The sequence below is a fragment of the Campylobacter corcagiensis genome (assembly GCF_013201645.1).
GTDB lineage: Bacteria > Campylobacterota > Campylobacteria > Campylobacterales > Campylobacteraceae > Campylobacter_B > Campylobacter_B corcagiensis.
This window is the reverse complement of record NZ_CP053842.1, coordinates 953,272-976,173: the sequence shown is the minus strand read 5'-3', so window position 1 is coordinate 976,173 and position 22,902 is coordinate 953,272. Positions and strand designations below refer to the sequence as shown.

Genomic DNA, 22,902 nt, shown 5'->3' with positions numbered 1-22,902 from the left:
AATACACATTTTATACTCTTATCAAACAAATTTCATAAATTTAAAAAAGCTTACCATAAATTTCAAATCACTTATAAATAATTACAACAGCTTTACTCAAATTTAATTTTATCTTTGCTTTTGCAAAGATCATACAAAAAGCACTTATCACACTCTGGTTTTACTGCTTTACAGGTATAGCGACCAAAAAGAACCATTGCTTGATGAAGGTAGTTTAGCTCAGTTTTAAAAGCCTTTGTTAAGTCTATCTCAGCTAACTCGGGGGTTTTAGCTTTTGTTAGCCCAAGTCTTGTACCAACTCTAAAAACATGAGTATCAACAGCCATTAAATTTGCTCCAGCATACTCTATCATTACAACATTTGCTGTTTTTCTACCAACACCTGCAAGACTTACAAGCAAATTTGTATCTAGTGGGATTTCTGCGTTAAAATTTTCCATAACGCTTTTTGCCATAAGTATGAGATTTTTAGCTTTATTGTTGTAGAAATTGCAGCTTTTTATAAGCTCTTTTACGCTGCTTAAATTTGCATTTGATAGCTCAACCACACTCGGATACTCTTTAAAAAAAGCTGGAGTTATTAAATTTACCCTTTTATCTGTGCATTGAGCTGAAAGCATAACAGCAACTAAAAGCTCATAAAGGTTACTAAATTTTAGCTCAGTTTCAGGTTTTCCAAAATGCTCTAAAAGTCTTGATTTTATCTCTAATGTATCTTTTTTCGTTCTCATTTTGGGATTATAGCCTAAATTTACCTAAATTTGGCTATAATTGACAGAATTTTTTATGAAAGGTTAAAAATGAAAAAATTGCTATTTGGAGCACTTAGTTTAGCAGCCGCAGCAACTCTTAATGCTGCTGTATTTGCTACAGTTGATGGTATGGAGATAACAGATAAAGATATCGCGCCTTTGGTTGGAAATCTTCAAGGTGTAGACTTATCAGCACTTCCAGCTGAGACAAAAAAACAGATCGTTGATAGAGCTATTGATATAAAACTTCTTACAAAAAAAGCTTATGAAAGTGGCATTGAAAAAGATGAAATTTTTAAAACTCAAATGGAGATAGCAAAAGATGCTATAGCTTTAAGATCTTATCAGCTTAAGATGACTAAAGAGATTAAGATTGATGATGCTGAAGTTAAGAAATTTTATGATGAAAATAAAGATAAATTTGTTGAACCTGCTGCCATTTCAGCTAGCCATATTTTAGTTGCTAATGTTGAAGCTGCTCAAAGCATTATAAATGATCTTAAAAAAGTTAAAAAAGAAGATCTTGATGCTGAATTTGCTAAAAAAGCAACAGAGTTAAGTATAGATCCAACAGCAAAAGCAACAGGTGGTGATCTTGGTTGGTTTGCACCTGAGCAGATGGTAAAAGAATTTAGTGAAGCGTTATCAAAAATGAAAACTGGCGAGATGAGTCAAAAACCTGTAAAATCACAATTTGGTTATCATGTAATCCTTAAAACAGGCGATAGAGCAAAAAAACAACTTAGTGTTGATGAAGCTAAGCCATATATTGAAAATGTTTTAAGGCAAGAAAAAGCAGTAGAATTAACACAAAAATCTACACAAGATCTTAGAAAAAAAGCAAAAATTGAGTATAAATAATGGGTGCTTTAGATATCGTAAATGCAGGCGTTTTAAGCGGATCTGAGACTACAAAACTCTACAACTTTGCAAAAAGTGAAGGCTTTGCGATACCTGCTGTAAATGTCGTAGGAAATAACTCCATAAACGCAGCTTTAGAGAGTGCTAAAAAGGCAAACTCTCCAATTATAATTCAGTTTTCAAATGGTGGAGCTAGTTTTATAGCTGGTAAAACTTGTCCAAATGCTGCTGTTTTAGGAGCTATAAGTGGTGCAAAACATGTTCATCTTTTAGCTAAAGAGTATGAAGTTCCAGTAGTGCTTCATACAGACCATGCTGCAAGAAAACTACTTCCGTGGATAGATTCTTTAATAGAGTATAGTAAAGAAAACTTTACTAAAACAGGTAGACCAATTTTTAGCTCTCATATGCTTGATTTAAGTGAAGAGAGTTTAGAAAGCAATATTAGCACGTGTGAAGATTATCTAAAAAAGCTTAGTCAAATTGATATAGCTTTAGAGATAGAACTTGGTGTAACAGGTGGCGAAGAAGATGGGGTTGATAATACAAATGTAGATAATGCTTTACTTTATACTCAGCCAAGTGAAGTTGCTACTGCTTACGAAAGACTTAAAAAGATCTCTTCAAATTTCACTATAGCAGCAAGCTTTGGAAATGTTCATGGTGTTTACAAACCAGGAAATGTAAAACTAAGTCCTGAAATTCTTAAAAATTCTCAAAACTATATAGAGAATAAATTTGGCGTTAAGAAAGCTGTAAATTTTGTATTTCACGGTGGAAGTGGAAGTGATATAAAAGATATCAAAGATGCAGTAAGTTATGGTGTTATTAAGATGAATATAGACACTGATACTCAGTGGGCATTTTGGGACGGAGTAAAAGGATATGAAGCAAAATACCACGGATATTTACAAGGTCAAATAGGAAATCCTGAAGGTGAGTTTGAACCAAATAAAAAGTACTACGATCCGCGAAAATGGCTAAGGGTTGGCGAAGAGAGTATGAGAGATAGACTTTTGGTAGCTTTTGAGGATTTAAACTGCCTAAATAGGAACTAGATATGACAAGGAACGACTCAACTCTTGATTTAACTTTACCAGAAGAGGGCGGTCGCTCTCTTGTATTAACATACCTTAAAATCATCCTTATGCCTGCTTTGATATATGCTTTTTTTGTGGCGGGATTTTTAGGTTTTGTAAATTTAAAAGTAGAAATTCACTCAGTTATCCTTATGGGTTTTTTGTTTTTTATGGCTTTAATATTTGCTAGACATAATGCTGAGCTTGGATGTTGTATATTTGAGCGTAAAATTTCACGATTTAAAAGTGAGCTAAAAGAGTATATAATGACTCACCTTTTAGCAGTTGGAAACCGTAAAAAATCAAACGCTCCATTTAACTCTTTTGCTGAAAATTTTACCCTTGGTCTTAGAAATGACAACTATGCAAGTGTGGCAGCTGGAGTGTTTCCTATGCTTGGAATTTTAGGAACTTTTATAAGTATTGCTCTATCTATGCCAAATTTCAGCTCATCAAACATTAATGCACTTGAAAGCGAGATAGCTCAGCTTCTTGGCGGTGTTGGAACTGCTTTTTATGTATCAATATATGGAATTTTTTTAGCACTTTGGTGGATATATTTTGAGAAAAAAGGCGTTAGTAAATTTGAAGCTTTACTACAAAAATACAAAGCAGCCACAAAGGAGTTTTTCTGGGACAAAGATGAAATCTCTCAAAGTTTAATGCTTGAAATTTTAAATAGAAACGAAAAAGTTGCCGATAGTTTTGAGAGAATCTTTAACACTGACTTTAATGAAAAACTAAGAGCTTCTATGAGTGAGAGTTATGATGAGTTTAGAAGTGTTATAGATATGCAAAAAAGCAGCATTGATACCACAAGAGCTACACTTAGTGAAAGTGCTAAGCTTTTTTATACTCTTGAAGAAAACAGCATTCATCTTACTAAAAAGTACGAAAGAGTTATAAATAGCCTTGAAAATCTAATATCAAATACAGATGAAGTTCAAGGAAATTTAAACAAACAGCTTGAAAAATTTGCCATCTCAAATGAAGAAAATAGGCAAAATTTTGAAAATAGCACAAATAAAGTAGTAAATGAACTCTCAAATTTAAGAGCAATGTTAAGTGAAGCAAACTATCAAATTTTTAACGCACAAAAAGAGGCAACTAAGAGTTATAAAGAGAGCATAAGAGCAAGTGTTGATGAGCTTAAAGCTAAGTTTAATTCGCTTGATACAAACGACTCAATAGCTTATGAGCTTAAAAAATCTCTTGATAGCATCGATAAAGAGTCAAAAGCTATAATTGAAAGAATCGAAAAAGATAGACATGAAAGCAAATAACAACTCAAAAGATACTTTTTGGATAGCTTATGCCGATCTTATGGCAGGGCTTTTTTTTGTTTTTGTGTTATTAATCGGAGGAATTATAGTAAAGTATGTTTTAACTCAAAGCGATTTAAAGGAAAAAGAGGCTAGTTTTTTAAGCACTCTTTCAATGCTAAAAGGCGAACAGCAAAAAAACTCAGAACTTGAAGAGCTTAATAAGATTTTTAATGAACGATTAAATGAACTTGATATAGAAGCTAAAGACTTAAGGCAAAAAGAGGGCGTTTATATCTTTGAGATTGGTGAACTTGAAAAAGTTGTAACTGCTCTAAAAGATAAAAATAAGGACTTAAACCAAACTCTATATGAGTTATATGGACAAAATGCTAAAAAAGATAAGGACTTAGAAGATCTTAAGAGCGATTATAATAAAAGCTTGAAAAATAGTGAGCTTAAAATTACTTATTTAATGGAACAAATTTCAAGCAAAGATGCAAGTTTAGCGCGCATTATGGCTGATTTAAATATCACAAGAAATCGCATTCAAAATTTAGCTGGCGTTGGAGTTAGAGTTATATCTGATATCAAGCAAAGCCTTGGAAGTAGCGTAAGTATAGATGAGAAATCAGGTGCTTTAACGCTTTTAAGCTCTGTGCTTTTTGATAAAGGCTCATCTACGCTAAAAGATGAAGCTAAACCTGAGTTAAAAGCTACTTTGGAGAAGTATTTTGGTGTTCTTTTAAATAGTGATGAGATAAGAAATAACCTTGATACTATCGTTATAGAAGGTCATACCGATACAGATGGAAGCTATCTTTTTAACCTTAAACTCTCTCAAGATAGAGCTTATGCTGTGATGGAGTTTATAAATGAGTGGAACAAGGATGAAAGACTTAAAAGCTATCTAACTGCAAGCGGTAGAAGCTTTACTATGCCTGTTTTAAACAGTGATGGAAGCGAAAATATGGACAAAAGTAGGCGTATAGAGATAAAATTTACCCTTTCAAATAGGCAAACTATTGAAGAGATAGGAAAGCTACTTGACTATAACAAAACCGCGTTTTGATAGATTAAATTTTAAAGGGGTTAAATTTTGGCTTTTAAGAGATGATTTGTTAGGTGAGTTTAATGGCAACAAAGCTAGGAAATTAAAGTACTTTTTAAACGCTGATTTAAGTAAGTATAAAAGCGTAGTAAGTCACGGCTCATCACAATCAAACGCTATGCAAAGCTTGTCTGTTTTTGCTAAAATAAAAGGGCTTGAGTTTAGATACGTGGTTAATTATCTAAATCCAAATTTAAAAGCTAGTCCAGTTGGGAATCTTAAATTTGCCCTTAAAAATGGTATGAAACTTTATGAAAGTGGTGCTAAAAATAGTGATGATAGACGAGAGTTTGCTCTAAGTTTGTGCGATGAAAACTCACTTTTTATAGAAGAGGGCGTGGCGATGAAAGAAGCAGAGTATGGCTTTATAGACCAAGCTAAAGATATAGAAAATTTTGCTAATGGTGCTAAATTTGATATATTTTTACCAAGTGGGACTGGAACGAGCGCTGGATATCTAGCAAAGCACTCTAAATTTAGGGTATTTACTTGCCCAACTGTAGGCACTAAAGAGTATCTTAAAAAACAGCTTGATGAGCTAAATTTAGGTGAAAATCTAGAAATTTTAAATCCGCCTAAAAAGTACAGATATGCTCAGTTAAGAAAGGAATTTATTGAAATTTATAAAGAGCTTTTAGAAGAGACTAAAGTTGAATTTGATCTTATATACGACCCTGTTGGACTTCTAACGCTTTTTACAAATTTGGATAAATTTGAAAATGAAATTTTATATATCCATCAAGGTGGGCTTTTAGGAAATATAAGCCAACTTCAAAGATATAAAGATAAGGAAATGTTATGAAATTTTTAAAAAGTTGTGATGCAAATTTTAAAGATGAGTTAAAGATTTTAAAAAATCGTGGAAATTTGGATATGTCAAAGGTTATGCCTATTGTTCAAGGTATAATTGATGATGTAAAAGCTAGAGGCGATGAGAGCCTAAAAGAGCAAAACCTTAAATTTGATAAGCACACTAAAGAGCTTGAAATTTCGAGTTATGAGATGAAAAAAGCTTATGATGAAATATCTACAAATTTAAAAAATGCCCTAAATTTAGCTTATGAAAGAATTAAAACTTACCATGAAAAACAGCTTGAAAAAACTTGGCTACACTTTGATGAGTATGGATCTGTTTTAGGGCAAAAAGTAACTCCGGTTGATAGAGCAGGGCTTTATATTCCAGGCGGCAAGGCTGCTTATCCTAGTTCACTTCTTATGAACGCAATCCCAGCAATAGTAGCTGGAGTTAAAGAGATAGTAGTTTGCACACCTGCAGTTGGCGGAGAGATAAACAATCTACTTTTAGCTGCTCTTTATCTTTTAGGCATTAAAAAAGCTTTTAGGATAGGTGGTGCTGGAGCGATTGCAGCGATGGCGTATGGAACAAATTCTATTCCAAAAGTCGATGTGATAACAGGACCTGGAAATATCTTTGTTGCCACTGCTAAAAAGATGGTATTTGGCGATGTAAATATAGATATGATAGCAGGGCCTAGCGAGATAGGAGTTATAGCTGATGAGAGTGTAAACCCGCATCATGTCGCTATGGATCTTCTATCTCAAGCTGAGCATGATGAGCTTGCTAGTAGCTTTTTAGTAACTCCAAGTGAAATTTTAGCAAACAAGGTAAAAGATGAAATTTATAAAATTTTACCAAATTTAAAAAGAACTGAAATTGCTACGAAAAGCATTGAAAATAGAGCAGCTATTATAGTTGCAAAGGATATGGATGAGACTGTGGAGTTAATGAATGAATTAGCAGTTGAGCATTTAGAAATAGCTATGGACAGTGCAAGTGATTATTTAGCACGCATTAAACACGCAGGAGCGATTTTTTTAGGACACTATACACCTGAAGCGATGGGGGATTATCTAGCTGGACCAAATCACACTTTGCCAACTGGTGGTACAGCTAGATTTTACTCACCTTTAGGGGTCTATAACTTTATCAAAAAAAGCTCTATAATTTCGCTAAATAAAACTGGCTTTGATGCTTTATCTAGGGCGTGTATGGACTTAGCTTTAGCTGAAGGGCTTGAGGCTCATAAGCTAAGTGTAGAAGTTAGAACAAAATAAGGGGTTGTTATGAATGAAGAGAGATATTATGATGAGATTCCTTATAGATCAAAAATTTTTAAAGAGTCTTTACCAGAAAATAGCTATATAGCTGGTTTATTATACGGCGTAAATGGAGTTTTGCCTGATAAGGCTAGAGTTTTAGAGATAGGGTGCGGGGTAGGTGCAAATATCATATCTTTCGGGCTTAATCACCCAAAATCAAAATTAGTAGGAGTAGATCTCTCATCAAAGCAAATTAGCATGGCTAATGAGTTAAAAAAGCGTTTAGGCACTAAAAACATAGAGTTTATAAAAAAAGATATTCTTGAGATTGATAAAAAATTTGGCGAGTTTGACTATATCATAGCTCACGGGGTTTATAGCTGGGTGAGTGATGATGTAAAAAGAGCAATTTTTAAAATTTTCAAAGAGTGCTTAAGTGAAAATGGTATCGCTTATCTTAGCTATAATACCTATCCAGGCTGGAAAGGTAAGGAGATATTAAGAGATATTATGCTTTATAGAAATGGCGAAGTTTCATCTAATAATAAGATAGAACTAGGGTTTGATACTCTTAGACATCTTAAAAATAACGCTCTTGATGGTGTTATAAAAAAGGTTATAGATGATAACTACGATGATTTAATAAAACGAAATCCAAGTTATATAATGCATGAGTATTTTGAGTCTATAAACAGTCCAAACTACTTTCATGAAGTGGCAAGTTGTGCTAAAGATAGTGGGCTAAATTTCTTATGTGAAGCAGATTGGCAAAGCTCAATTTTTCCACCTGTAAATGAGAATTTAAATAACGCTTTAAAAGCAGAGTCAAAAGGCGATAGAGTAAGGTTTGAGCAATTTATAGATTTTATAGTTAATAAAACCTTTAGAAGAACTCTTTTTACAAAAGCAAAACCAAAAGATGAAGTAAATATAGAGTTTTCAAATTTAGATAAATTTTTTGTAAGTGGAAATTTCATATATGATAATACAAACAGAGTCTATAAAAATGCTCAAACTAATACCATAATGCCAAAAGGAATGGGAAAATTATTTGATAAATTAAGCGAAATTTATCCATCAAATTTAAGCGTTGGTGAGTTTATAAGTGAGTTAAAAACATCTAAAAGTGATGAAGAGATTAGGGAGTTTTATACTAATCTAGCATATCTTTTGTGTAGTAAAAAAGTTGATTTTTCTATATATAAAAAAGAACTTTTAAATGATATTCCAAAAAAGCCAAAGTTAGGTAAAAATAGTATAGAGTTAGTTAAATTTATAAAAGAGTATGATGGCATAGTATCGTTTTTTAGCCCTTTGTATGATAATATTCAGCTAAATTCTGATTGTGATTATGAGTTACTACCTTTAATGGATGGTACAAGAGATATAGAAGAATTAGCTAGTGAGTTAGTAAATTTAGAAAAAAGTGGTAAATTTAACTTTATTATAGAAGATATGGTTGTAGAAGATGAGAGCAAGATAGAAAGTATGGCAAAAGCTTATGTGAAAGATAAGGTTGATTTGCTTTTTAAGTTTGGATTTTTAGTTTAAGGAGTGATTTTGAAAAATGGTTTTTCTATGATAGAACTTATTTTTGTAATAGTGATTTTGGGAATTTTGGCTGCTATTGCCTTGCCACGCCTTAGTGCAAGCCGTGATGATGCTTTGATTGCAGTAGCTAAAAATGATTTAAGTACTGCACTTAGCGATGTTATAGCTTATACTATTAGTCAGGGCAAGTACTCCACAAATATAAAAGATATGACAAATGTGGATTTTAAAAATAGCTCATTTAAAGTTAAAGGTGTTGAGTGTTTGAAATTTGATTTTCATGAGTTAAAAGTTATGGAAGTAACGATAAATAGAAGTGGGCTTTGCGATAGAGTTTTAGATGGTTCAGCTGTAGAACCATACCTTAAAATGGACGCTACACTTAATGGCAGGACTTATAAACATAGCGATACAAAAAGCTTTATACCACTTGATAGTGAAACGATTAGTAGGTTGAGTAGCGTAAGGTATTAATAAAATTTGGGTTTAAAACCCAAATTTATAACTTATCTTACTCCAACTATTTCATTATATAAAATTCTAAATTTACACTCTTTTGTTTTTAATAAGACATCTTCGTGAAAATGTCCAAAATACCACTCTTTTGGCTTTAGCAGATTGAAAACTCTATCTAAAAAAACAGAAGTTTTATCTATCTTGCCATCAAAGCCCATACTTTCTACCAGAAACTGTGGTGCTGTGTGAGTTAAAACTAAGTCTATGTTTTTACCACTTTTTATGAAATTTTCTAAATTTGAAAAGCCGTATTTCATTTCGTCATCTGAAGGAATTTCACTTAACCACCAGCTATCGTTTAAAACCCTAAACTCTCTATCTCTGCTCATTGCACCACCAAAGGTAAAGATATTTTTAGAACAAATTTCATAAATTTCACCACGCCTTAGCCAGTAGCAGTTTTCTCCACACTTGCTTACCAAGCCACCAAATTTATTTTCGGTTTTAAATTCATATAGTCTATTAAAATTTTCGTGATTTCCATCTATAAAGCAAAGTGTAAAAGGAAGACTATTAAATTTATCTAAAAAATATCTCTCTTCTTTATCAGGCTCATCAAGCCAAAAAACCCCAAAGTCACCAAGTACGATAAGAACGTCATCGCGACTAAAAGGGTAGGAGTTTAAAAACTCCTCGTTTAAAATTTTATCTATCTCATAGCTTCCATGAGTATCACCACAAAGTAGTAGCATTTAGCCCTCTATGTAGTTTTTAAGTTTTCTGCCAACTTTAGGGTGTTTTAGTTTTTTGATAGCTGAGCTTTCTATTTGGCGAACTCTCTCACGAGTAACATTTAGCTCTTTTCCTATCTCTTCAAGTGTTCTATCACTTTCGTCATCTAAAAGTCCAAAACGCATTCTAATGACAGCTTTTTCTCGCTCATTGAGTTGTTCTAAAACCTCTTCAATTTGCTCTTTTAAGTCATCTTTTAAGACATTATCCATCGGCGAGATTGTGCTTTTATCCTCTACAAAATCTCCAAATTTACCATCATCTTCATTTCCAATGGGTGCTTCAAGACTAACTGGTTCTTTTGTTATTTTAATAACTTGCTTAACTTTATCTACACTTAAACCAATCTCATCAGCAATAAACTGTATATCTGGCTCTTTTCCTGTTTCTTGTATGTGTTTTCTTGTGATTTTATTTATGCGATTTATCGTCTCTATCATATGGATAGGAATTCTTATCGTTCTTGCTTGATCAGCAATCGCTCTTGATATGGCTTGACGAATCCACCAAGTAGCATAAGTTGAAAATTTATACCCTTTTTTATACTCAAATTTATCAACTGCTTTCATAAGACCTATATTTCCTTCTTGAATAAGATCTAAAAATGGAAGTCCGCGGTTGGTGTAGCGTTTAGCAATACTTACAACAAGGCGTAAATTTGACTTTGCCATTTTACCTTTTGCTTTATCAGAGATATTTTTACCGCGTTTAATTTGTTCTAAAATAACCCCAAGTCTTTCTGGTTGCATATCAAAGCTATCTTTACTAGCCTCTTTTGTTTGGAAAAGCTTTTTTATATCCATATATGTTGACACCATAGTAGCTTCTGGAACTCTTTCAGTTATCTCTTCTTTGCTAAGTTTAGTGATATCTTTTAAAATTTTGGCGTGATTTGCTTTAAGTTCTGGACTAAAAAGTGGAAGTTTGTACTCAAGTCTTTTTAGCTCTTTATCAAATTCTGTGTCGCTTTTAAGAGCTGTTTCCATTGATTTGACTATCTCATTTATAAGTTTACTTGTTGGACCAAGATCCATAAGTTTTTGTTTTAATATCTTCTTTTTATATGCTAAATTTAGTATCTCAAAAAGACTATCGCCTTCGCTAATTTCATCTTTATTTTTACTAGCATATCTCATCCAGTCTTTTTTAGCTTTTTCTAACTCTTTAAAGCTTTCGATTACTCTAAGGGATCTTTTATCAAGATTTTTCTTAGCAGGAGTTTTTGACTCTTCTTCGCTAAATTCCTCTTCTTCCTCTTCTTCATCGCTTCCATCATCATCAAAACTTTTAAAAAGCTCTTTTACGCGTCTTTCTCTGTTTATAAGAGGCTCTTTATAGTCCAAAATAAAATCAATCAAATACGGCACAGAACAAAATGCATCTATTATAATATCTTCACCAAGTTCAATTTGCTTGCTTATTTCTACCTCTTCATCTTTATCAAGTAGATCAATAGCGCCCATCTCACGAAGATACATTCTCACAGGACTATCACTTCTTCCCCACTCTAAAATTTCACTGTCATTTGCTATATCGAAGTTTTCATCTTTGTTATTTTCTATGTAAGCTCTTGCTTCATCAGCACGCTTTTTTGCATCTTCTATGTTTTTGATTTCAGCAGCTTTTGCGGATGATAAAAGCGTAATTTCATATTTTTCCATTAGACTTTCAATTTTTTTAACATTTGTAGCTGTTGGTGTTTTACTAAAAAGTTTTATAAGTTTTTCATAAGTTACAAAGCTCTTTTTGTTCTCCTCAAAAAGCTCTTCAATACTTGCGTTTAACTCTTTAACGGTGGTAGTTTTCTTAGTTGTAGCCATGTGATAACTCCTTATGAAATTAAAAAGAGATTGATTATATCAAAATTTTCTTAATTTTAGCTTAACTAGTTTTATTTGACAAAAAATTCTTTAATTGATAGAATATAAAATTTTAAAATTTGGGGATTAAATTTGAGTTTAAAAAAGATTTTTAAACTATCTCTTCCAGTGCTTTTTGGATATGTTCCACTTGGGGCTGCTTATGCGCTTTTAGCTGTAAGTATTGGGCTTCCAGTTTGGGCTGTAGTGTTTATTAGTATGGTTGTTTACGCTGGAAGTGGGCAGTTTTTGCTTGTTAGTTTACTTAGTGTTGGTGCTGGAGTTTTAGAAATTTTTATGGCAACTTTTATACTAAATTTAAGACATATTTTTTACACAACAACACTTCTTGATGATATTATAAAAGCTAAGAGCAGGTTTTATACGATATTTGCTTTAACAGATGAGAGTTTTGCGGTTCTTAAAACTATAAAAGTAAGTGATGAAAACCGTGATAAACTGTACTTTTATCTACCACTTTTAAATCAAATTTATTGGGTTTTTGGCACTATTTTGGGGGTTTTAGTTGGTAAAAATTTAGAATTTGATTATAGTGGTATTGAGTTTTGTTTAGTTGGGCTTTTTGTTGTTTTAGCGGTTGAAATTTTAAGGGGTGATAGAAATTTTAAACTTCTTGGAATTTCAGTAGGAGTTGGAATTTTTGGCTTGCTTTTTTTACCTGCTAAGTCAATGCTAATTTTGTCTTTAGTGATTGGATTTATGCTTATTTTGATACTAAGGAGATGGCTTGATAATTAGTGCAAATAGCTCAAATTTAGAGATTTTAATAGCAATTATATTAGCTAGCGTGGCTACATTTATAACTCGTTTTTTGCCATATGCTTTTTTAAAAAATTTATCACATAACTACTGGCTTAGATTTTTACAAAAAAACAGTGCTTTGCTCATAATGGTTGTTTTGATATTTTACGCTCTTAATACAACTCGTTCAGTTTACTATCCGTGGGCTGAAATTTTAGGAATTTTAGTAGCTTTTATAGTTCAAATTTTAGGTAAAAACGCTTTAGTGAGTATAGTAATTTCTACGATTTTATATATGTTTATTATAAGAATTTAAGGGGATTTAACCCCTTAAATTTATGACCATTTGCTTTCGTCAAGTTCGCCTTCAGTTTTAGCAACCCAAACAGATGCTATAACATCTCCTGTAACGTTCATAGAAGTTCTACCCATATCAAGTAAAGCATCTATTCCTAGTATCATTCCATAAGCTATTGCTACATTTCCTTCAACAGGAAGACCGATTGATTGAAGGATTAATAAAAGCATTATAGCTCCAGCTCCTGGTATTCCAGCTGTTCCGATTGCTGCAAGGATTGAAGTTAAAACTATAGTAACATAGTTTCCAACACTTAAATCAACTCCACATGCATTAGCTATAAAAAGTGCACAAACGCCAAGATAAACTGTAGTTCCATTCATATTTACTGTAGCTCCAACTGGCAGTACAAAGCTATAAATTCCTTTTGGAACGCCCATATCCTCATCAGCTGTTTCCATAGAGATAGGCAAAGTAGCATTTGAACTTCTTGTAACAAAAGCCATAAGCATCGGTGGGCGAACTTTTTTAAGGAATTCAAGCGGTTTTAAACCTATCAATAAACAAATACCACAATAAACTAAAACAACTTGTAAGAAGAGTCCAAGATACAAAGTAAAAGTAACATTTAGTAAAGAAGTTATCGCTCCAGCACCGCTTTTGTTAAATACAACAAACATAAGCGCAAAAACACCTATTGGAGCGTATTGCATAACCCACTTAACGACTAAAAACATTATCTCGCTTACACCATCAAAAAATTTATAAACAACCTCTCCAGCAGCTTTTATTCTTTCATCTTCGCTATCTCTTACAAAAGCTAAGCCGATACCAAAAAATATACAAAAACAAATTATTGGTAAGATATCTGTTTTTGCCATTGATTCAATTGGGTTTGTTGGGACAATGTTAAGCAAAATCTGACTTATTTGTGTCTGTTCTGCTGCTTTTGTAACAGCAACTGAAGCATCACTTAAATCAAGTCCAGATCCTGGCTTAAATATAAAAGCACAAATTAAGCCTATCACGATAGCAGCAAGTGTTGTTAGAAAGTAAAAAAGCACAGCTTTTCCACCAACTCTACCAAGTTTTGAAGGTGATATAGAACTAGTTCCCATTATAAGAGAAGCAACAATGATAGGAACTATTATCATTTTTAAAAGACGAACGAAAAGATCGCCAAATGGTTGCAGGTATGGTATAAGGGTTTTATTACCCAAATATGCCATAACTATACCAAAGATTGAGCCCAAAATAAGACCGATGAGAATTCTTTTAGCTAAATTTGCTCTAAAATAAGCTGAAAGAATGCCACTTTTACTATCTGACATAGATACTCCTTGTTTTAAAATCTTTATAATTTTAACTTTTTTAGCTTAAATTTAGCGTATTTATAGCTGTTAATAGTGAAATTATTAAAATTTAAGCCAAATTAGTTACAATTTCGCAATTTTAAAATTTGGAGTTGTTATTTGGACTACTTACTTTTTATATCAACTTTTACAGCTGCTGCGTTTTTGCCAGGTATTGATATGAGTTTGGCACTAAGCCTTGGACTAAGCGTTGGCTTTAGAAAAACTTTATTTATGATAGCTGGTGGGGTAATATCGCTTATGATAGTGGCATTTGTTTGTGCTATTGGGGTTGGAACTCTTATTTTAAACCATCCAGATATTTTTAAAATTTTTAAAATTTTAGCTGGACTTTATATTTTATATGTTGCTTACTCAATTGCCAAAAGCAATTTAAAGGTTGAAAGCACAAGCATAAAAAGCAAGATTTCAAACAAAGCTCTTTTTATCCAAGGCTTTGTCACTGACTTTACAAACCCAAAAGCGTGGATATTTATGGCAACACTTTTACCTCCATTTTTAGACAAAACAAGCCTAATAAATTCTCGTCTTTTTATAATAATAGCTTTGATTGGAATAACTCAAATTATTGCTTTTGTAAGTTATGCTGGAGGTGGTGCTGTATTTAGAAAATTTATGAACTCATATTTAAAATATCTAACAACTATCTCAGCTATTTTACTAGGCATTGTTGGAATTTGGTTAATAATAAGCTAGGTATTTAGAAATTTTTGGTATCATACCAAACTAAAATTTGAAATAAATAAGGAAAAAATATGGCAAAAGTATGGAAATTTGATGATAATATTGATACTGATATAATCATCGCAGCTCGCTACTTAAACACGAGTGATCCTAAAATTCTAGCAACTCATGTCATGGAAGATAGAGATGCTGATTTTTCTAAGAAAGTAAAAGATGGTGATATCATCGTAGCTGGAGAGAATTTTGGATGTGGCAGTAGTCGCGAACACGCTCCTATAGCCCTAAAAGCTGCTGGGATAAGTTGTGTTATAGCTAAGAGTTTTGCTAGAATTTTCTATAGAAATAGCTTTAATACTGGGCTTTTGATTTTAGAGTGCAAAGATGCAGATGAGATAAGTGAAGGTGATGATTTAGATATTGATATAAATAAAGGTATTATTACAAATAATACTACAAATAAAACTTATAAATTTGAAGCCATTCCTGAATTTATGCAAGAACTCATCAAGGCTGGTGGTCTTATAAACTACGCTAAAACTAAACTTAATTAAGGAAAGATATGAAACATTATAAAATTTGTGTTATAAAAGGCGATGGAATAGGTCCTGAAATAGTTGATGAAGCAATTAAGGTTTTAGATACAGTGGCTAATAAATTTGATCTTGACTTTAACTATGAACACTATTTAATGGGTGGAGCAGCTATTGATGTATTTGGTGAGCCACTTCCTAGTGAGACTTTAGAGGGTGCTTTAAATTCAGATGCTGTGCTTTTTGGAGCCATAGGTGGACCAAAATGGGATGATGTTGAAAGACATTTACGCCCTGAAAGTGGACTTTTAAAGCTAAGAAAAGGACTTGGTGCATTTGCAAATCTTCGCCCGGCTTTAGTTTTTGATGAGTTGGTAGAAGCATCAACTATAAAACCTGATGTTTTAAAAGGTGTGGATATTATGGTTGTTAGAGAGCTAACTGGTGGTCTTTATTTTGGTGAGCCACGAGAAAAACAAATTGATAAAGCGTATAATACTATGATTTATACAAGTGATGAAATTCGCCGCATAGCTAAAGTGGCCTTTGAAGCAGCACAAAAAAGAGATAAAAAAGTAACTTTAGTTGATAAGGCAAATGTTTTAGAAACTAGTCAGCTCTGGCGTGAAGTTGTATCTTTAGTGGCAAAAGATTATGAAGATGTAGCTCTTGAGATGATGTATGTGGATAATGCGTCTATGCAGCTAGTTAGAAACCCAAGCCAGTTTGATGTTATTCTTACAGAAAATCTTTTTGGTGATATTTTAAGCGATGAAGCAAGTATGATATGTGGATCTATCGGGCTTTTACCAAGTGCAAGTATCGGTGGAAAAGTTGGAATTTATGAGCCAATCCATGGTTCAGCTCCAGATATAGCAGGTCAAGGCATAGCAAATCCAATCGCTATGATTTTAAGTGCTGCTATGATGCTAAGATATGCTTTTGAAGAAGAAGCAGCTGCACAATGCATAGAAAATGCTGTAAAAAAAGTCCTAAAATCAGGATATAGAACAAAAGATATCTCAAATTTTGGTGCAAAAGAGATCTGTTCAACTGAAGAGATAGGCACTCATATAAGTAATATTATTGCAGATGAATAACCTTACAAAAGCTTTGATTTATGAGTCTCAAGGACTTACTCAAGATGCAGTTTTATTGTACAAAGATATCTTAAAAGCTGATCCTAATAACAAAGAGGCTCTTTTGGGGCTAAAAAGATTAGCATCAGCAAAAAAAAACTATAGTGATAAATTAGAGCTTTTTTATAGTACTGATAAAAATGACATTGATAAATTTAAAAGATGGCTGGTAGATATATGAATATAGAAGATGAGATAAAGCTTATAATTAAAGAGCTTAAAAACAAAAAAGAGTTTAGCCAAAATTTAGAAGAGTCAGATTTGGACGGTTTTACTCCTGTAAATTCTGACCTTGAGGAGTATAAAAAGGGCGAACTTGAGTTTTTAAATTCTGTAAAAGATAGAATTTTAGTGCTTTTTGAAGGTCTTAGCAACTTTGATAAAGGTGATATCGAAGCAAGAGTTGAGTTAAATCTAAAATTTATGGAGTTTTTACTTGCAACTATCGATAAAAGAGTTGGGGATATCAAAGGAGCTTAACGAGCTTAAAAACCTACTTAAAAACCACACCACAAGGGCTTATTTTGTGGGTGGTTTTGTAAGAGACTGCTTTTTAAATATTAAAACAAAAGACATTGATATAGAAGTTTTTGATATAACGCCACTAAAATTTGACGCTTTGATGAGAGAGATTAAAGCAGATGGCGTTGGTAAAAACTACTTTGTTTATAAGTGGCAAAATTTTGATATATCACTTCCTAGAACTGAGAGTAAAACAGGCTTTGGACATAAAGCTTTTGAAGTTAAATTAACAAATTCTCTTAAATTAGCTGCTAAAAGAAGGGATTTTACGATTAATTCCATAATGATAGACATTTTTAGTGACGAAGTTGTGGATAACTACGGCGGAATCAGCGACATTAAAAATAAAATTTTAAGAGTCGTTGATGAAAAAACTTTTGTAGAAGATAGCCTTAGAGTTTTAAGAGGTGTTCAATTTGTGGCTAGATTTGGGTTAGAAGTTGAACCAAATACCTTAAATTTAATGAAAAGTATAAGTTTAAATGACCTTAGCAAGGATAGAATTTCAGCTGAACTTCTAAAACTTTTTAATGCTAAATTTAAGCACTTAGGTTTAAAGCTAATATATGAACTTGGTCTTGATGAGTTTTTATTTGGAGCTAAATTTAAGCATTTTAATGAGCTTTACGAACTTATTAAAAATGGACAAAATTTTGTAAAAAATGAGATGTTTTTTTTATACACTCTTTCAAATTTCTTAAATCTAGATAAAGCTAAACTTCTAAAAAGGCTAAATTTGAGTACAAAATTCAAAAGAATTTTAACTGAGCCATACTTTAAAAATCCAACCGATGAAGATCTTTTAAGTGTTTGGGCTATTATGCCATTAAAAGAGTGGCTTGGTCTAAATTCACAAAGCCTTGTAAATAGAGCTAAAAAGCTTAACATTTATGATAGAAAATTCTTCTCAAAAATTACAGCAAAAAGCGTCATTGATGATGGCTTTAGTGGCAAAGATATCGGCTTAGAGATTAAAAGAAGGCAAAATTTAGAGCTAAAAGAGTATCTTAAAAGCATAAAATAAGCCAAATTTGGGTAAAATAAACCTTTTTATAAATAGGAATTTAGATGAAAGAGTACATTTTAAAAGTTGATAGTGTTGATGAAAAGGGCTTGATTTATCGTATTACAGATATTATCCTTAAACATAACTTAAATATTCACTCAAGTAGTGAATTTGTTGATCATGAAAATGGTAGATTTTTCTTTAGAGCTGTTATAAAGACCGATAATGACATTAATGAGAGTTCATTTTTAGGCTCACTTAGTGGCTTTATACCAAATGCAAATATTAAATTTGGCATGAAAAGAAAAAAAGATATTATCATCCTAGCCACCAAAGAAACTCACTGTTTGGGTGATTTGCTTATTCGTCACTATAGTGGTGAATTAGATGCAAATATCAAAGCAGTTATAGCAAATTATGATGATTTAAGAAATTTGGTTGAAAAATTTGAGGTGCCGTTTTTTCATATAAGTAGTAATGATATAAGCCGTGAAGATCATGAAAAGCAGGTTTTAGCTAAGATGAGTGAGTATGAGTTTGATTATGCAATTTTGGCAAAATATATGAGAATTTTATCTCCAAATTTTGTGGCAAAGTATCCAGAAAAAATTATAAATATTCACCACTCATTTTTGCCTGCATTCATCGGTGCAAACCCTTATAAGCAAGCTTTTAAACGTGGTGTAAAAATAATTGGAGCAACCGCTCACTTTGTAAATAATGATCTTGATGAAGGTCCAATCATAACTCAAGATGTTATTAGTATAAATCACGAAATGAGTTGGCAAGATATGAGAAAAGCGGGCAGAAATGTTGAGAGAAATGTTTTAGCTAGTGGGCTTGATTTGGTTTTAGATGATAGAGTCTTTGTTTATGATAATAAAACTGTGATTTTTTAATGTTTAATATCGTTTTAGTCCATCCTCAAATTCCACAAAATACAGGAGCTATCGGTAGGCTTTGTGTAAATGTTGATCTTAAGCTTCATATCGTAAAGCCAACTGTTTTTAGCCTTGATGAGAAAGCTGTAAGGCGTGCTGGACTTGATTACTGGAAAAAACTAAATCCTAAAATTTGGGATAGTTTGGATGAGTTTTTAAAGGCAAATTTTGATAAAAAAGATCGTTTTTTCTTTGCTACTACAAAGGCTAAAGAGTACTATTTTAATGCCAAATTCACTCCAGGGGATTATATCTTTTTTGGTGGTGAGAGCACAGGGCTTCCGATGAGTTTAATGCAGATAAATTTTAAAAATGCCATTAAAATTCCAATGGGAAAAAACGGCAGAAGTCTAAATCAAGCGATGAGTGTAGGCATAGTAGCTTACGAAGCTATTAGACAGAATTTTAAAGGATTTGATTTATGAGAATTTTATTTATAATGCTATTTTTTGTTATATCTCTTTTTGGGGTTGATATAAAAATAGCTACATTTAATGTAGAAAATCTTTTTGATGGTAAAAATCACGGCACAGAGTATAGGGATTTTAAAATAGGAAAATCTAATTGGTCAAATTCTAAATATCTTAAAAAAAGCAAGGATATATCAAATTTTTTAATTGAAGTTGGGGCAGATATTGTAGCACTTCAAGAGATTGAAAACGAAGATGTTTTAAAGCGTTTAGCTAACAATAGCGGTTATAGATATTATAAATTTAGCAAACAAAAAGATTCACCTTTTGGAGTTGGTGTTCTTTCAAAAATTAAGATAGATAGCTTTAGTTATTACCGTTTTAGAGATATAAAAGCTCGTGATATTTTAAGACTAAATTTTAAAATTGGTGAGTATAAATTTACTCTTTTTAACCTTCATTTCCTTTCACAAAAAAACTCACAAATCAGTAGAAAAAAAGAGATTGATCAGCTTTTAATGCTTGCTTATAACTCTATAAATGCCATAATTGTAGGAGATTTTAACGAAGATTATAAGCCAAATTATATGTTAAAACCACTTGAAGAAAGATTTAGAAATTTATGGAAAGAAAGATTTGGTTTTCAAAGAAGTTCACATGTAAGTGGTAGGGCAATTGATCATATATTTCTTGATAAGAGCTTTTTTTCTAATCAAAAAAACACATTAAATTTTAAAAACTTTAAGGTGATAAAAAGTCCTAATCTTTCAGACCATGACCTACTTATGGTAACTCTTAGTACACAAGCTCAAAAGCCTACAAATACCACTCTTAATAGTCTAGATGAAGTTTATAAAGTGGGTAAATTTACAGGCCAGTTAAAGCTAGAAAAAGCAGCTATCACATACACCGATAAATTTGGATATGCTATTACTCAAAATGGCGGTAGGGGAATTTATGTATATGATAAAAAAAGCAGGTTTAAAGTTGGAGATTTAGTTGATGCTACGATATATAGTGTTGATGTTTATAAAGAGAATTTAGAGGTTAAAGATATAGAAATAGAAAAAATTTATGATGAAAAAGCTGATCTAAACAACTACACAAAAGAGATCTCCAATTTCATAAAAGTTGGCGATACAATATCTTCTATAAGCGGAAAAGTTATAAATGGTAGGCTCTATTATGGAAAAGGAAATATCCGTATTTACTCAAAAAATAGTGGTTCTTTGGAAAATAGTGATAGGCAGATGCTGTTTAAAAATGCTTTTGTTATAAATTTTAAAGGTGAATTGGAGTTACTTGTAAAATGATAGATTTTATAATGACAGTTTTATTTGTGCTTTTTGTAGCAGTGACGGTTATAGGCTTTAATAAACAGATGGAACAAAAAAGAAATTTAAAAGATAAGAAAGAGGATAAAAATGAGAGTATTGATTGAGATAGGAGTTGAAGAGCTTCCAGCTATACCTTTTCTAAAAGAGGAGGCTAATATCCCTTTAAAGTGGAATAAAATCTTAAGTAACTACAACATAAATTCAAATTTCAAATTTGAGTACACACCAAGAAGGCTAGTGCTTTTTAGTGATGATTTTCCAAAAAATCAAGATGATATTACAGTAGAAAGTATCGGTGCTCCAAAGGCTGTTGCACTAAAAGATGGAAGCTGGACTAAAGCTGCTATTAGTTTTGCAAACAAGTGTGGCATAAGTGTAGATGAGCTTGAGTTTAAAAATATCAAAGATAAAGAGGTTTTATATCACTTAAGCGTGAAAAAAGGAAGTAACACTAAAGAGCTACTTGGTGATATAATAAATGAATTTTTAAAAGATCTGAATTTTGGTAAATCTATGAGATGGGGAGATAAGGAGTATGAGTTTATCCGTCCGATAAGATCTATCATATGTATGGTCGATGATGAAAATGTAGATATGGAAATTTATGGCGTAAGAAGTGATAAAAGCTTTTATCCACATAGAAGTTTTGGATATGAAAAGATTGAATTTAGCTCATTTGATGAGTATTTTAATCTCTTACCAAAGTATGGCATAACGCTTAAAGCATCTAAAAGAAAAGAGATGATAGAAAGCGATATCCTAGAAATAGAGAAAAAATATGGCTTAAAAGTAGAAAAAGATGACTCTTTACTTGCTGAAATAGTTGCTATAACCGAACATCCAAAAGCTCTTCTTGGTAAATTTGATGAGAGTTTTTTAGAAGTTCCTAAAGAGGTTATAATCACATCAATGAAGGAAAATCAACGCTATTTTCCTGTTTTTAAAGATGAAAAATTAAGTAATAACTTTGTAGTTGTAAGTAACGGCGTAGGAAGCGATGAAAGCTTAGTTATAGCTGGAAATGAGAGAGTTTTAAGAGCTAGATTAAGTGATGCGATGTTTTTTTGGGAAAGTGATTTAAAATCCAAATTTAGCCCTGAGCCACTTAAAAATATTTCATATATGAGTGAACTTGGAACTGTTTATGATAAAGAGCTTCGTGAGCTTGAAGTTGCTAAAAGCTTAGCTAAAATTTACGATAGTAAGCTTGAAAGTGAGTTTGGTGGGGATTATAAACCTAGCTTAGAAAAAGCTATTATGCTAAGTAAAGCTGATCTTGCAACTGGAATGGTTGGTGAGTTTGGCGAGCTTCAAGGTATAATGGGTAGTTATTATGCTAAAGATGAAAATGAGTTTGTCTCTACTGCTATAAAAGAGCAGTATCTGTATGATGAAATTCCATCAACTCTTTTTGGTGCTGTTGTAAACATGGCCACAAAACTTGAGAGTATGTTTGGTCTTTTTTCTATAAATAAAGAGCCGACTGGAACAAAAGATCCATTTGCTTTAAGAAGAGCAGCGCTTAGCATCATCAAAATAGTTCTAGCTAAAGATCTAAATTTTGACATTAAAGCTATTGCCGAAGAAAACGCTAAAAACTATGCAAACTTTAAGATCCAAAATTTAGTAGAGTTTTTTATGGATAGGCTAAATAGCATATATCCTGATGTAAATGCTTCTATTATAAATGCTTGTTTAAAAAGTGGCGAAACTGATTTTAAAAAGTTAAACTCAGCCATACTTGCTCTTGATGAGATAAGCAAAGCGGATAGTTTTAAAGAGAAATTTAGCACATTTAAAAGATTAGCAAATATCATAAAAGATGAAACTATTGATAGTGTTGATGATGGCTTACTTAAACAAAGTGCTGAACTTGAGTTATATGGTGCTTATAAGGGGCTAGATTTAGAAGTTAAAGATTATAAAAATTACTTAAATCAGCTTTTTAATCTAAAAAACGAGATCGATGCTTTCTTTGATTCTGTTATGATAAATGTTGATGATGAAAAGATAAGGAATAATCGCATCGCTTTAGTTGGAGCTGTTTATAAGGCGTTTTTAAAAGTTGCTGATATAAAAGAGATAAGTATATAAAAGGCTACCTTTTAGGTAGCCA

Annotated in this window: 25 protein-coding genes; 21 read left to right on the top strand and 4 right to left on the bottom strand. The window is 32.1% G+C overall.

Features of this window, described 5'->3' with window-relative positions; genetic code table 11:
• Positions 1 to 92: 92 nt before the first annotated feature.
• Positions 93 to 731 (bottom strand): endonuclease III, encoded by a 639-nt coding sequence (gene nth, locus CCORG_RS05055; RefSeq protein ID WP_025803338.1) that lies wholly within the window; start codon positions 729 to 731, stop codon positions 93 to 95.
• A 69-nt stretch (positions 732 to 800) separates the two neighbouring features.
• On the opposite strand from nth, the gene CCORG_RS05050 reads away from it, so the two are divergent.
• From CCORG_RS05050 to CCORG_RS09035, 8 genes are read left to right on the top strand one after another with little or no spacing between them, the layout of a single operon-like run.
• Positions 801 to 1,613 carry a peptidylprolyl isomerase gene (locus tag CCORG_RS05050; RefSeq protein WP_025803339.1) on the top strand — a complete coding sequence of 271 codons (813 nt, stop codon included), beginning with the start codon at positions 801 to 803 and terminating at the stop codon, positions 1,611 to 1,613.
• Positions 1,613 to 2,671 (top strand): class II fructose-bisphosphate aldolase, encoded by a 1,059-nt coding sequence (gene fbaA, locus CCORG_RS05045; protein ID WP_025803340.1) that lies wholly within the window; start codon positions 1,613 to 1,615, stop codon positions 2,669 to 2,671. The genes CCORG_RS05050 and fbaA overlap by 1 nt, the downstream gene beginning before the upstream one ends.
• Before the next feature lie 2 nt (positions 2,672 to 2,673).
• On the top strand, positions 2,674 to 3,975 hold the full coding sequence (locus tag CCORG_RS05040; RefSeq protein WP_025803341.1) for a MotA/TolQ/ExbB proton channel family protein: 1,302 nt from the start codon (positions 2,674 to 2,676) through the stop codon (positions 3,973 to 3,975).
• Positions 3,962 to 5,026, top strand: coding sequence for an OmpA family protein (locus CCORG_RS05035; RefSeq protein ID WP_025803342.1), 1,065 nt, complete (start codon positions 3,962 to 3,964; stop codon positions 5,024 to 5,026). Before CCORG_RS05040 ends, CCORG_RS05035 begins: the two co-directional genes overlap by 14 nt.
• A complete protein-coding gene (locus CCORG_RS05030) occupies positions 5,001 to 5,867 on the top strand; it encodes a hypothetical protein (RefSeq protein WP_025803343.1) in 867 nt (288 codons plus the stop codon). The genes CCORG_RS05035 and CCORG_RS05030 overlap by 26 nt, the downstream gene beginning before the upstream one ends.
• On the top strand, positions 5,864 to 7,141 hold the full coding sequence (hisD, locus tag CCORG_RS05025; RefSeq protein WP_025803344.1) for a histidinol dehydrogenase: 1,278 nt from the start codon (positions 5,864 to 5,866) through the stop codon (positions 7,139 to 7,141). Before CCORG_RS05030 ends, hisD begins: the two co-directional genes overlap by 4 nt.
• Positions 7,142 to 7,150: 9 nt before the next feature.
• Positions 7,151 to 8,677 (top strand): class I SAM-dependent methyltransferase, encoded by a 1,527-nt coding sequence (locus CCORG_RS05020; protein WP_025803345.1) that lies wholly within the window; start codon positions 7,151 to 7,153, stop codon positions 8,675 to 8,677.
• A 9-nt stretch (positions 8,678 to 8,686) separates the two neighbouring features.
• The gene (locus tag CCORG_RS09035) at positions 8,687 to 9,151 is read left to right on the top strand and encodes a type II secretion system protein (RefSeq protein ID WP_025803346.1); all 465 of its coding nucleotides are present in this window, start codon (positions 8,687 to 8,689) and stop codon (positions 9,149 to 9,151) included.
• Positions 9,152 to 9,183: 32 nt separating this feature from the next.
• On the opposite strand, the gene CCORG_RS05010 is transcribed toward CCORG_RS09035, so the two are convergent.
• Positions 9,184 to 9,885, bottom strand: coding sequence for a metallophosphoesterase family protein (locus CCORG_RS05010; protein WP_025803347.1), 702 nt, complete (start codon positions 9,883 to 9,885; stop codon positions 9,184 to 9,186).
• On the bottom strand, positions 9,886 to 11,745 hold the full coding sequence (gene rpoD / locus CCORG_RS05005) for an RNA polymerase sigma factor RpoD (protein WP_025803348.1): 1,860 nt from the start codon (positions 11,743 to 11,745) through the stop codon (positions 9,886 to 9,888). It abuts the gene before it with no gap.
• 132 nt (positions 11,746 to 11,877) lie between these two features.
• On the opposite strand from rpoD, the gene CCORG_RS05000 reads away from it, so the two are divergent.
• Positions 11,878 to 12,543 carry an AzlC family ABC transporter permease gene (locus tag CCORG_RS05000; RefSeq protein ID WP_025803349.1) on the top strand — a complete coding sequence of 222 codons (666 nt, stop codon included), beginning with the start codon at positions 11,878 to 11,880 and terminating at the stop codon, positions 12,541 to 12,543.
• Positions 12,533 to 12,862, top strand: a complete 330-nt coding sequence (locus CCORG_RS04995) for an AzlD domain-containing protein (RefSeq protein WP_051487270.1) — start codon at positions 12,533 to 12,535, stop codon at positions 12,860 to 12,862. The genes CCORG_RS05000 and CCORG_RS04995 overlap by 11 nt, the downstream gene beginning before the upstream one ends.
• Positions 12,863 to 12,882: 20 nt before the next feature.
• Here the strand turns inward: CCORG_RS04995 and CCORG_RS04990 are convergent, their stop codons facing one another.
• Positions 12,883 to 14,175 carry a dicarboxylate/amino acid:cation symporter gene (locus CCORG_RS04990; protein ID WP_025803351.1) on the bottom strand — a complete coding sequence of 431 codons (1,293 nt, stop codon included), beginning with the start codon at positions 14,173 to 14,175 and terminating at the stop codon, positions 12,883 to 12,885.
• A 141-nt stretch (positions 14,176 to 14,316) separates the two neighbouring features.
• Here CCORG_RS04990 and CCORG_RS04985 point away from each other — a divergent pair, with 141 nt between their 5' ends.
• From CCORG_RS04985 to glyS, 11 genes are read left to right on the top strand one after another with little or no spacing between them, the layout of a single operon-like run.
• Positions 14,317 to 14,913 (top strand): LysE family translocator, encoded by a 597-nt coding sequence (locus tag CCORG_RS04985; protein ID WP_025803352.1) that lies wholly within the window; start codon positions 14,317 to 14,319, stop codon positions 14,911 to 14,913.
• Positions 14,914 to 14,972: 59 nt separating this feature from the next.
• The gene (gene leuD, locus CCORG_RS04980) at positions 14,973 to 15,452 is read left to right on the top strand and encodes a 3-isopropylmalate dehydratase small subunit (RefSeq protein WP_025803353.1); all 480 of its coding nucleotides are present in this window, start codon (positions 14,973 to 14,975) and stop codon (positions 15,450 to 15,452) included.
• A gap of 8 nt (positions 15,453 to 15,460) precedes the next feature.
• On the top strand, positions 15,461 to 16,531 hold the full coding sequence (gene leuB, locus CCORG_RS04975) for a 3-isopropylmalate dehydrogenase (protein WP_025803354.1): 1,071 nt from the start codon (positions 15,461 to 15,463) through the stop codon (positions 16,529 to 16,531).
• The gene (locus CCORG_RS04970; protein WP_025803355.1) at positions 16,524 to 16,751 is read left to right on the top strand and encodes a tetratricopeptide repeat protein; all 228 of its coding nucleotides are present in this window, start codon (positions 16,524 to 16,526) and stop codon (positions 16,749 to 16,751) included. Before leuB ends, CCORG_RS04970 begins: the two co-directional genes overlap by 8 nt.
• A complete protein-coding gene (locus CCORG_RS04965) occupies positions 16,733 to 17,050 on the top strand; it encodes a CiaD-like domain-containing protein (protein ID WP_172658556.1) in 318 nt (105 codons plus the stop codon). The genes CCORG_RS04970 and CCORG_RS04965 overlap by 19 nt, the downstream gene beginning before the upstream one ends.
• Positions 17,007 to 18,116, top strand: coding sequence for a tRNA nucleotidyltransferase/poly(A) polymerase-related protein (locus CCORG_RS04960; protein WP_025803357.1), 1,110 nt, complete (start codon positions 17,007 to 17,009; stop codon positions 18,114 to 18,116). The genes CCORG_RS04965 and CCORG_RS04960 overlap by 44 nt, the downstream gene beginning before the upstream one ends.
• A 44-nt stretch (positions 18,117 to 18,160) precedes the next feature.
• The gene (gene purU, locus CCORG_RS04955; protein ID WP_025803358.1) at positions 18,161 to 18,997 is read left to right on the top strand and encodes a formyltetrahydrofolate deformylase; all 837 of its coding nucleotides are present in this window, start codon (positions 18,161 to 18,163) and stop codon (positions 18,995 to 18,997) included.
• Positions 18,997 to 19,464, top strand: a complete 468-nt coding sequence (locus CCORG_RS04950) for a tRNA (cytidine(34)-2'-O)-methyltransferase (protein WP_025803359.1) — start codon at positions 18,997 to 18,999, stop codon at positions 19,462 to 19,464. Before purU ends, CCORG_RS04950 begins: the two co-directional genes overlap by 1 nt.
• Entirely contained in the window at positions 19,461 to 20,762 is a 1,302-nt protein-coding gene (locus CCORG_RS04945) for an endonuclease/exonuclease/phosphatase family protein (protein WP_025803360.1), read from the top strand. The genes CCORG_RS04950 and CCORG_RS04945 overlap by 4 nt, the downstream gene beginning before the upstream one ends.
• A complete protein-coding gene (locus CCORG_RS09030) occupies positions 20,759 to 20,890 on the top strand; it encodes a hypothetical protein (RefSeq protein ID WP_265092849.1) in 132 nt (43 codons plus the stop codon). The genes CCORG_RS04945 and CCORG_RS09030 overlap by 4 nt, the downstream gene beginning before the upstream one ends.
• Positions 20,874 to 22,880 (top strand): glycine--tRNA ligase subunit beta, encoded by a 2,007-nt coding sequence (gene glyS / locus CCORG_RS04940; RefSeq protein WP_025803361.1) that lies wholly within the window; start codon positions 20,874 to 20,876, stop codon positions 22,878 to 22,880. The genes CCORG_RS09030 and glyS overlap by 17 nt, the downstream gene beginning before the upstream one ends.
• Positions 22,881 to 22,902: the final 22 nt, after the last annotated feature.

What these genes read in the sequence shown, in the direction of transcription:
- glyS (WP_025803361.1), top strand. Translation starts at nt 20,874, where the DNA reads ATGAGAGTATTGATTGAGATAGGAGTTGAAGAGCTTCCAGCTATACCT.
- leuB (WP_025803354.1), top strand. Translation starts at nt 15,461, where the DNA reads ATGAAACATTATAAAATTTGTGTTATAAAAGGCGATGGAATAGGTCCT.
- CCORG_RS05035 (WP_025803342.1), top strand. Translation starts at nt 3,962, where the DNA reads ATGAAAGCAAATAACAACTCAAAAGATACTTTTTGGATAGCTTATGCC.
- CCORG_RS04945 (WP_025803360.1), top strand. Translation starts at nt 19,461, where the DNA reads ATGAGAATTTTATTTATAATGCTATTTTTTGTTATATCTCTTTTTGGG.
- CCORG_RS04965 (WP_172658556.1), top strand. Translation starts at nt 16,733, where the DNA reads ATGGCTGGTAGATATATGAATATAGAAGATGAGATAAAGCTTATAATT.
- CCORG_RS05020 (WP_025803345.1), top strand. Translation starts at nt 7,151, where the DNA reads ATGAATGAAGAGAGATATTATGATGAGATTCCTTATAGATCAAAAATT.
- CCORG_RS05050 (WP_025803339.1), top strand. Translation starts at nt 801, where the DNA reads ATGAAAAAATTGCTATTTGGAGCACTTAGTTTAGCAGCCGCAGCAACT.
- fbaA (WP_025803340.1), top strand. Translation starts at nt 1,613, where the DNA reads ATGGGTGCTTTAGATATCGTAAATGCAGGCGTTTTAAGCGGATCTGAG.
- purU (WP_025803358.1), top strand. Translation starts at nt 18,161, where the DNA reads ATGAAAGAGTACATTTTAAAAGTTGATAGTGTTGATGAAAAGGGCTTG.
- CCORG_RS09030 (WP_265092849.1), top strand. Translation starts at nt 20,759, where the DNA reads ATGATAGATTTTATAATGACAGTTTTATTTGTGCTTTTTGTAGCAGTG.
- rpoD (WP_025803348.1), bottom strand. Translation starts at nt 11,745, where the DNA reads ATGGCTACAACTAAGAAAACTACCACCGTTAAAGAGTTAAACGCAAGT.
- nth (WP_025803338.1), bottom strand. Translation starts at nt 731, where the DNA reads ATGAGAACGAAAAAAGATACATTAGAGATAAAATCAAGACTTTTAGAG.
- hisD (WP_025803344.1), top strand. Translation starts at nt 5,864, where the DNA reads ATGAAATTTTTAAAAAGTTGTGATGCAAATTTTAAAGATGAGTTAAAG.
- CCORG_RS04950 (WP_025803359.1), top strand. Translation starts at nt 18,997, where the DNA reads ATGTTTAATATCGTTTTAGTCCATCCTCAAATTCCACAAAATACAGGA.
- CCORG_RS05010 (WP_025803347.1), bottom strand. Translation starts at nt 9,885, where the DNA reads ATGCTACTACTTTGTGGTGATACTCATGGAAGCTATGAGATAGATAAA.
- CCORG_RS04970 (WP_025803355.1), top strand. Translation starts at nt 16,524, where the DNA reads ATGAATAACCTTACAAAAGCTTTGATTTATGAGTCTCAAGGACTTACT.
- CCORG_RS05040 (WP_025803341.1), top strand. Translation starts at nt 2,674, where the DNA reads ATGACAAGGAACGACTCAACTCTTGATTTAACTTTACCAGAAGAGGGC.
- CCORG_RS04990 (WP_025803351.1), bottom strand. Translation starts at nt 14,175, where the DNA reads ATGTCAGATAGTAAAAGTGGCATTCTTTCAGCTTATTTTAGAGCAAAT.
- leuD (WP_025803353.1), top strand. Translation starts at nt 14,973, where the DNA reads ATGGCAAAAGTATGGAAATTTGATGATAATATTGATACTGATATAATC.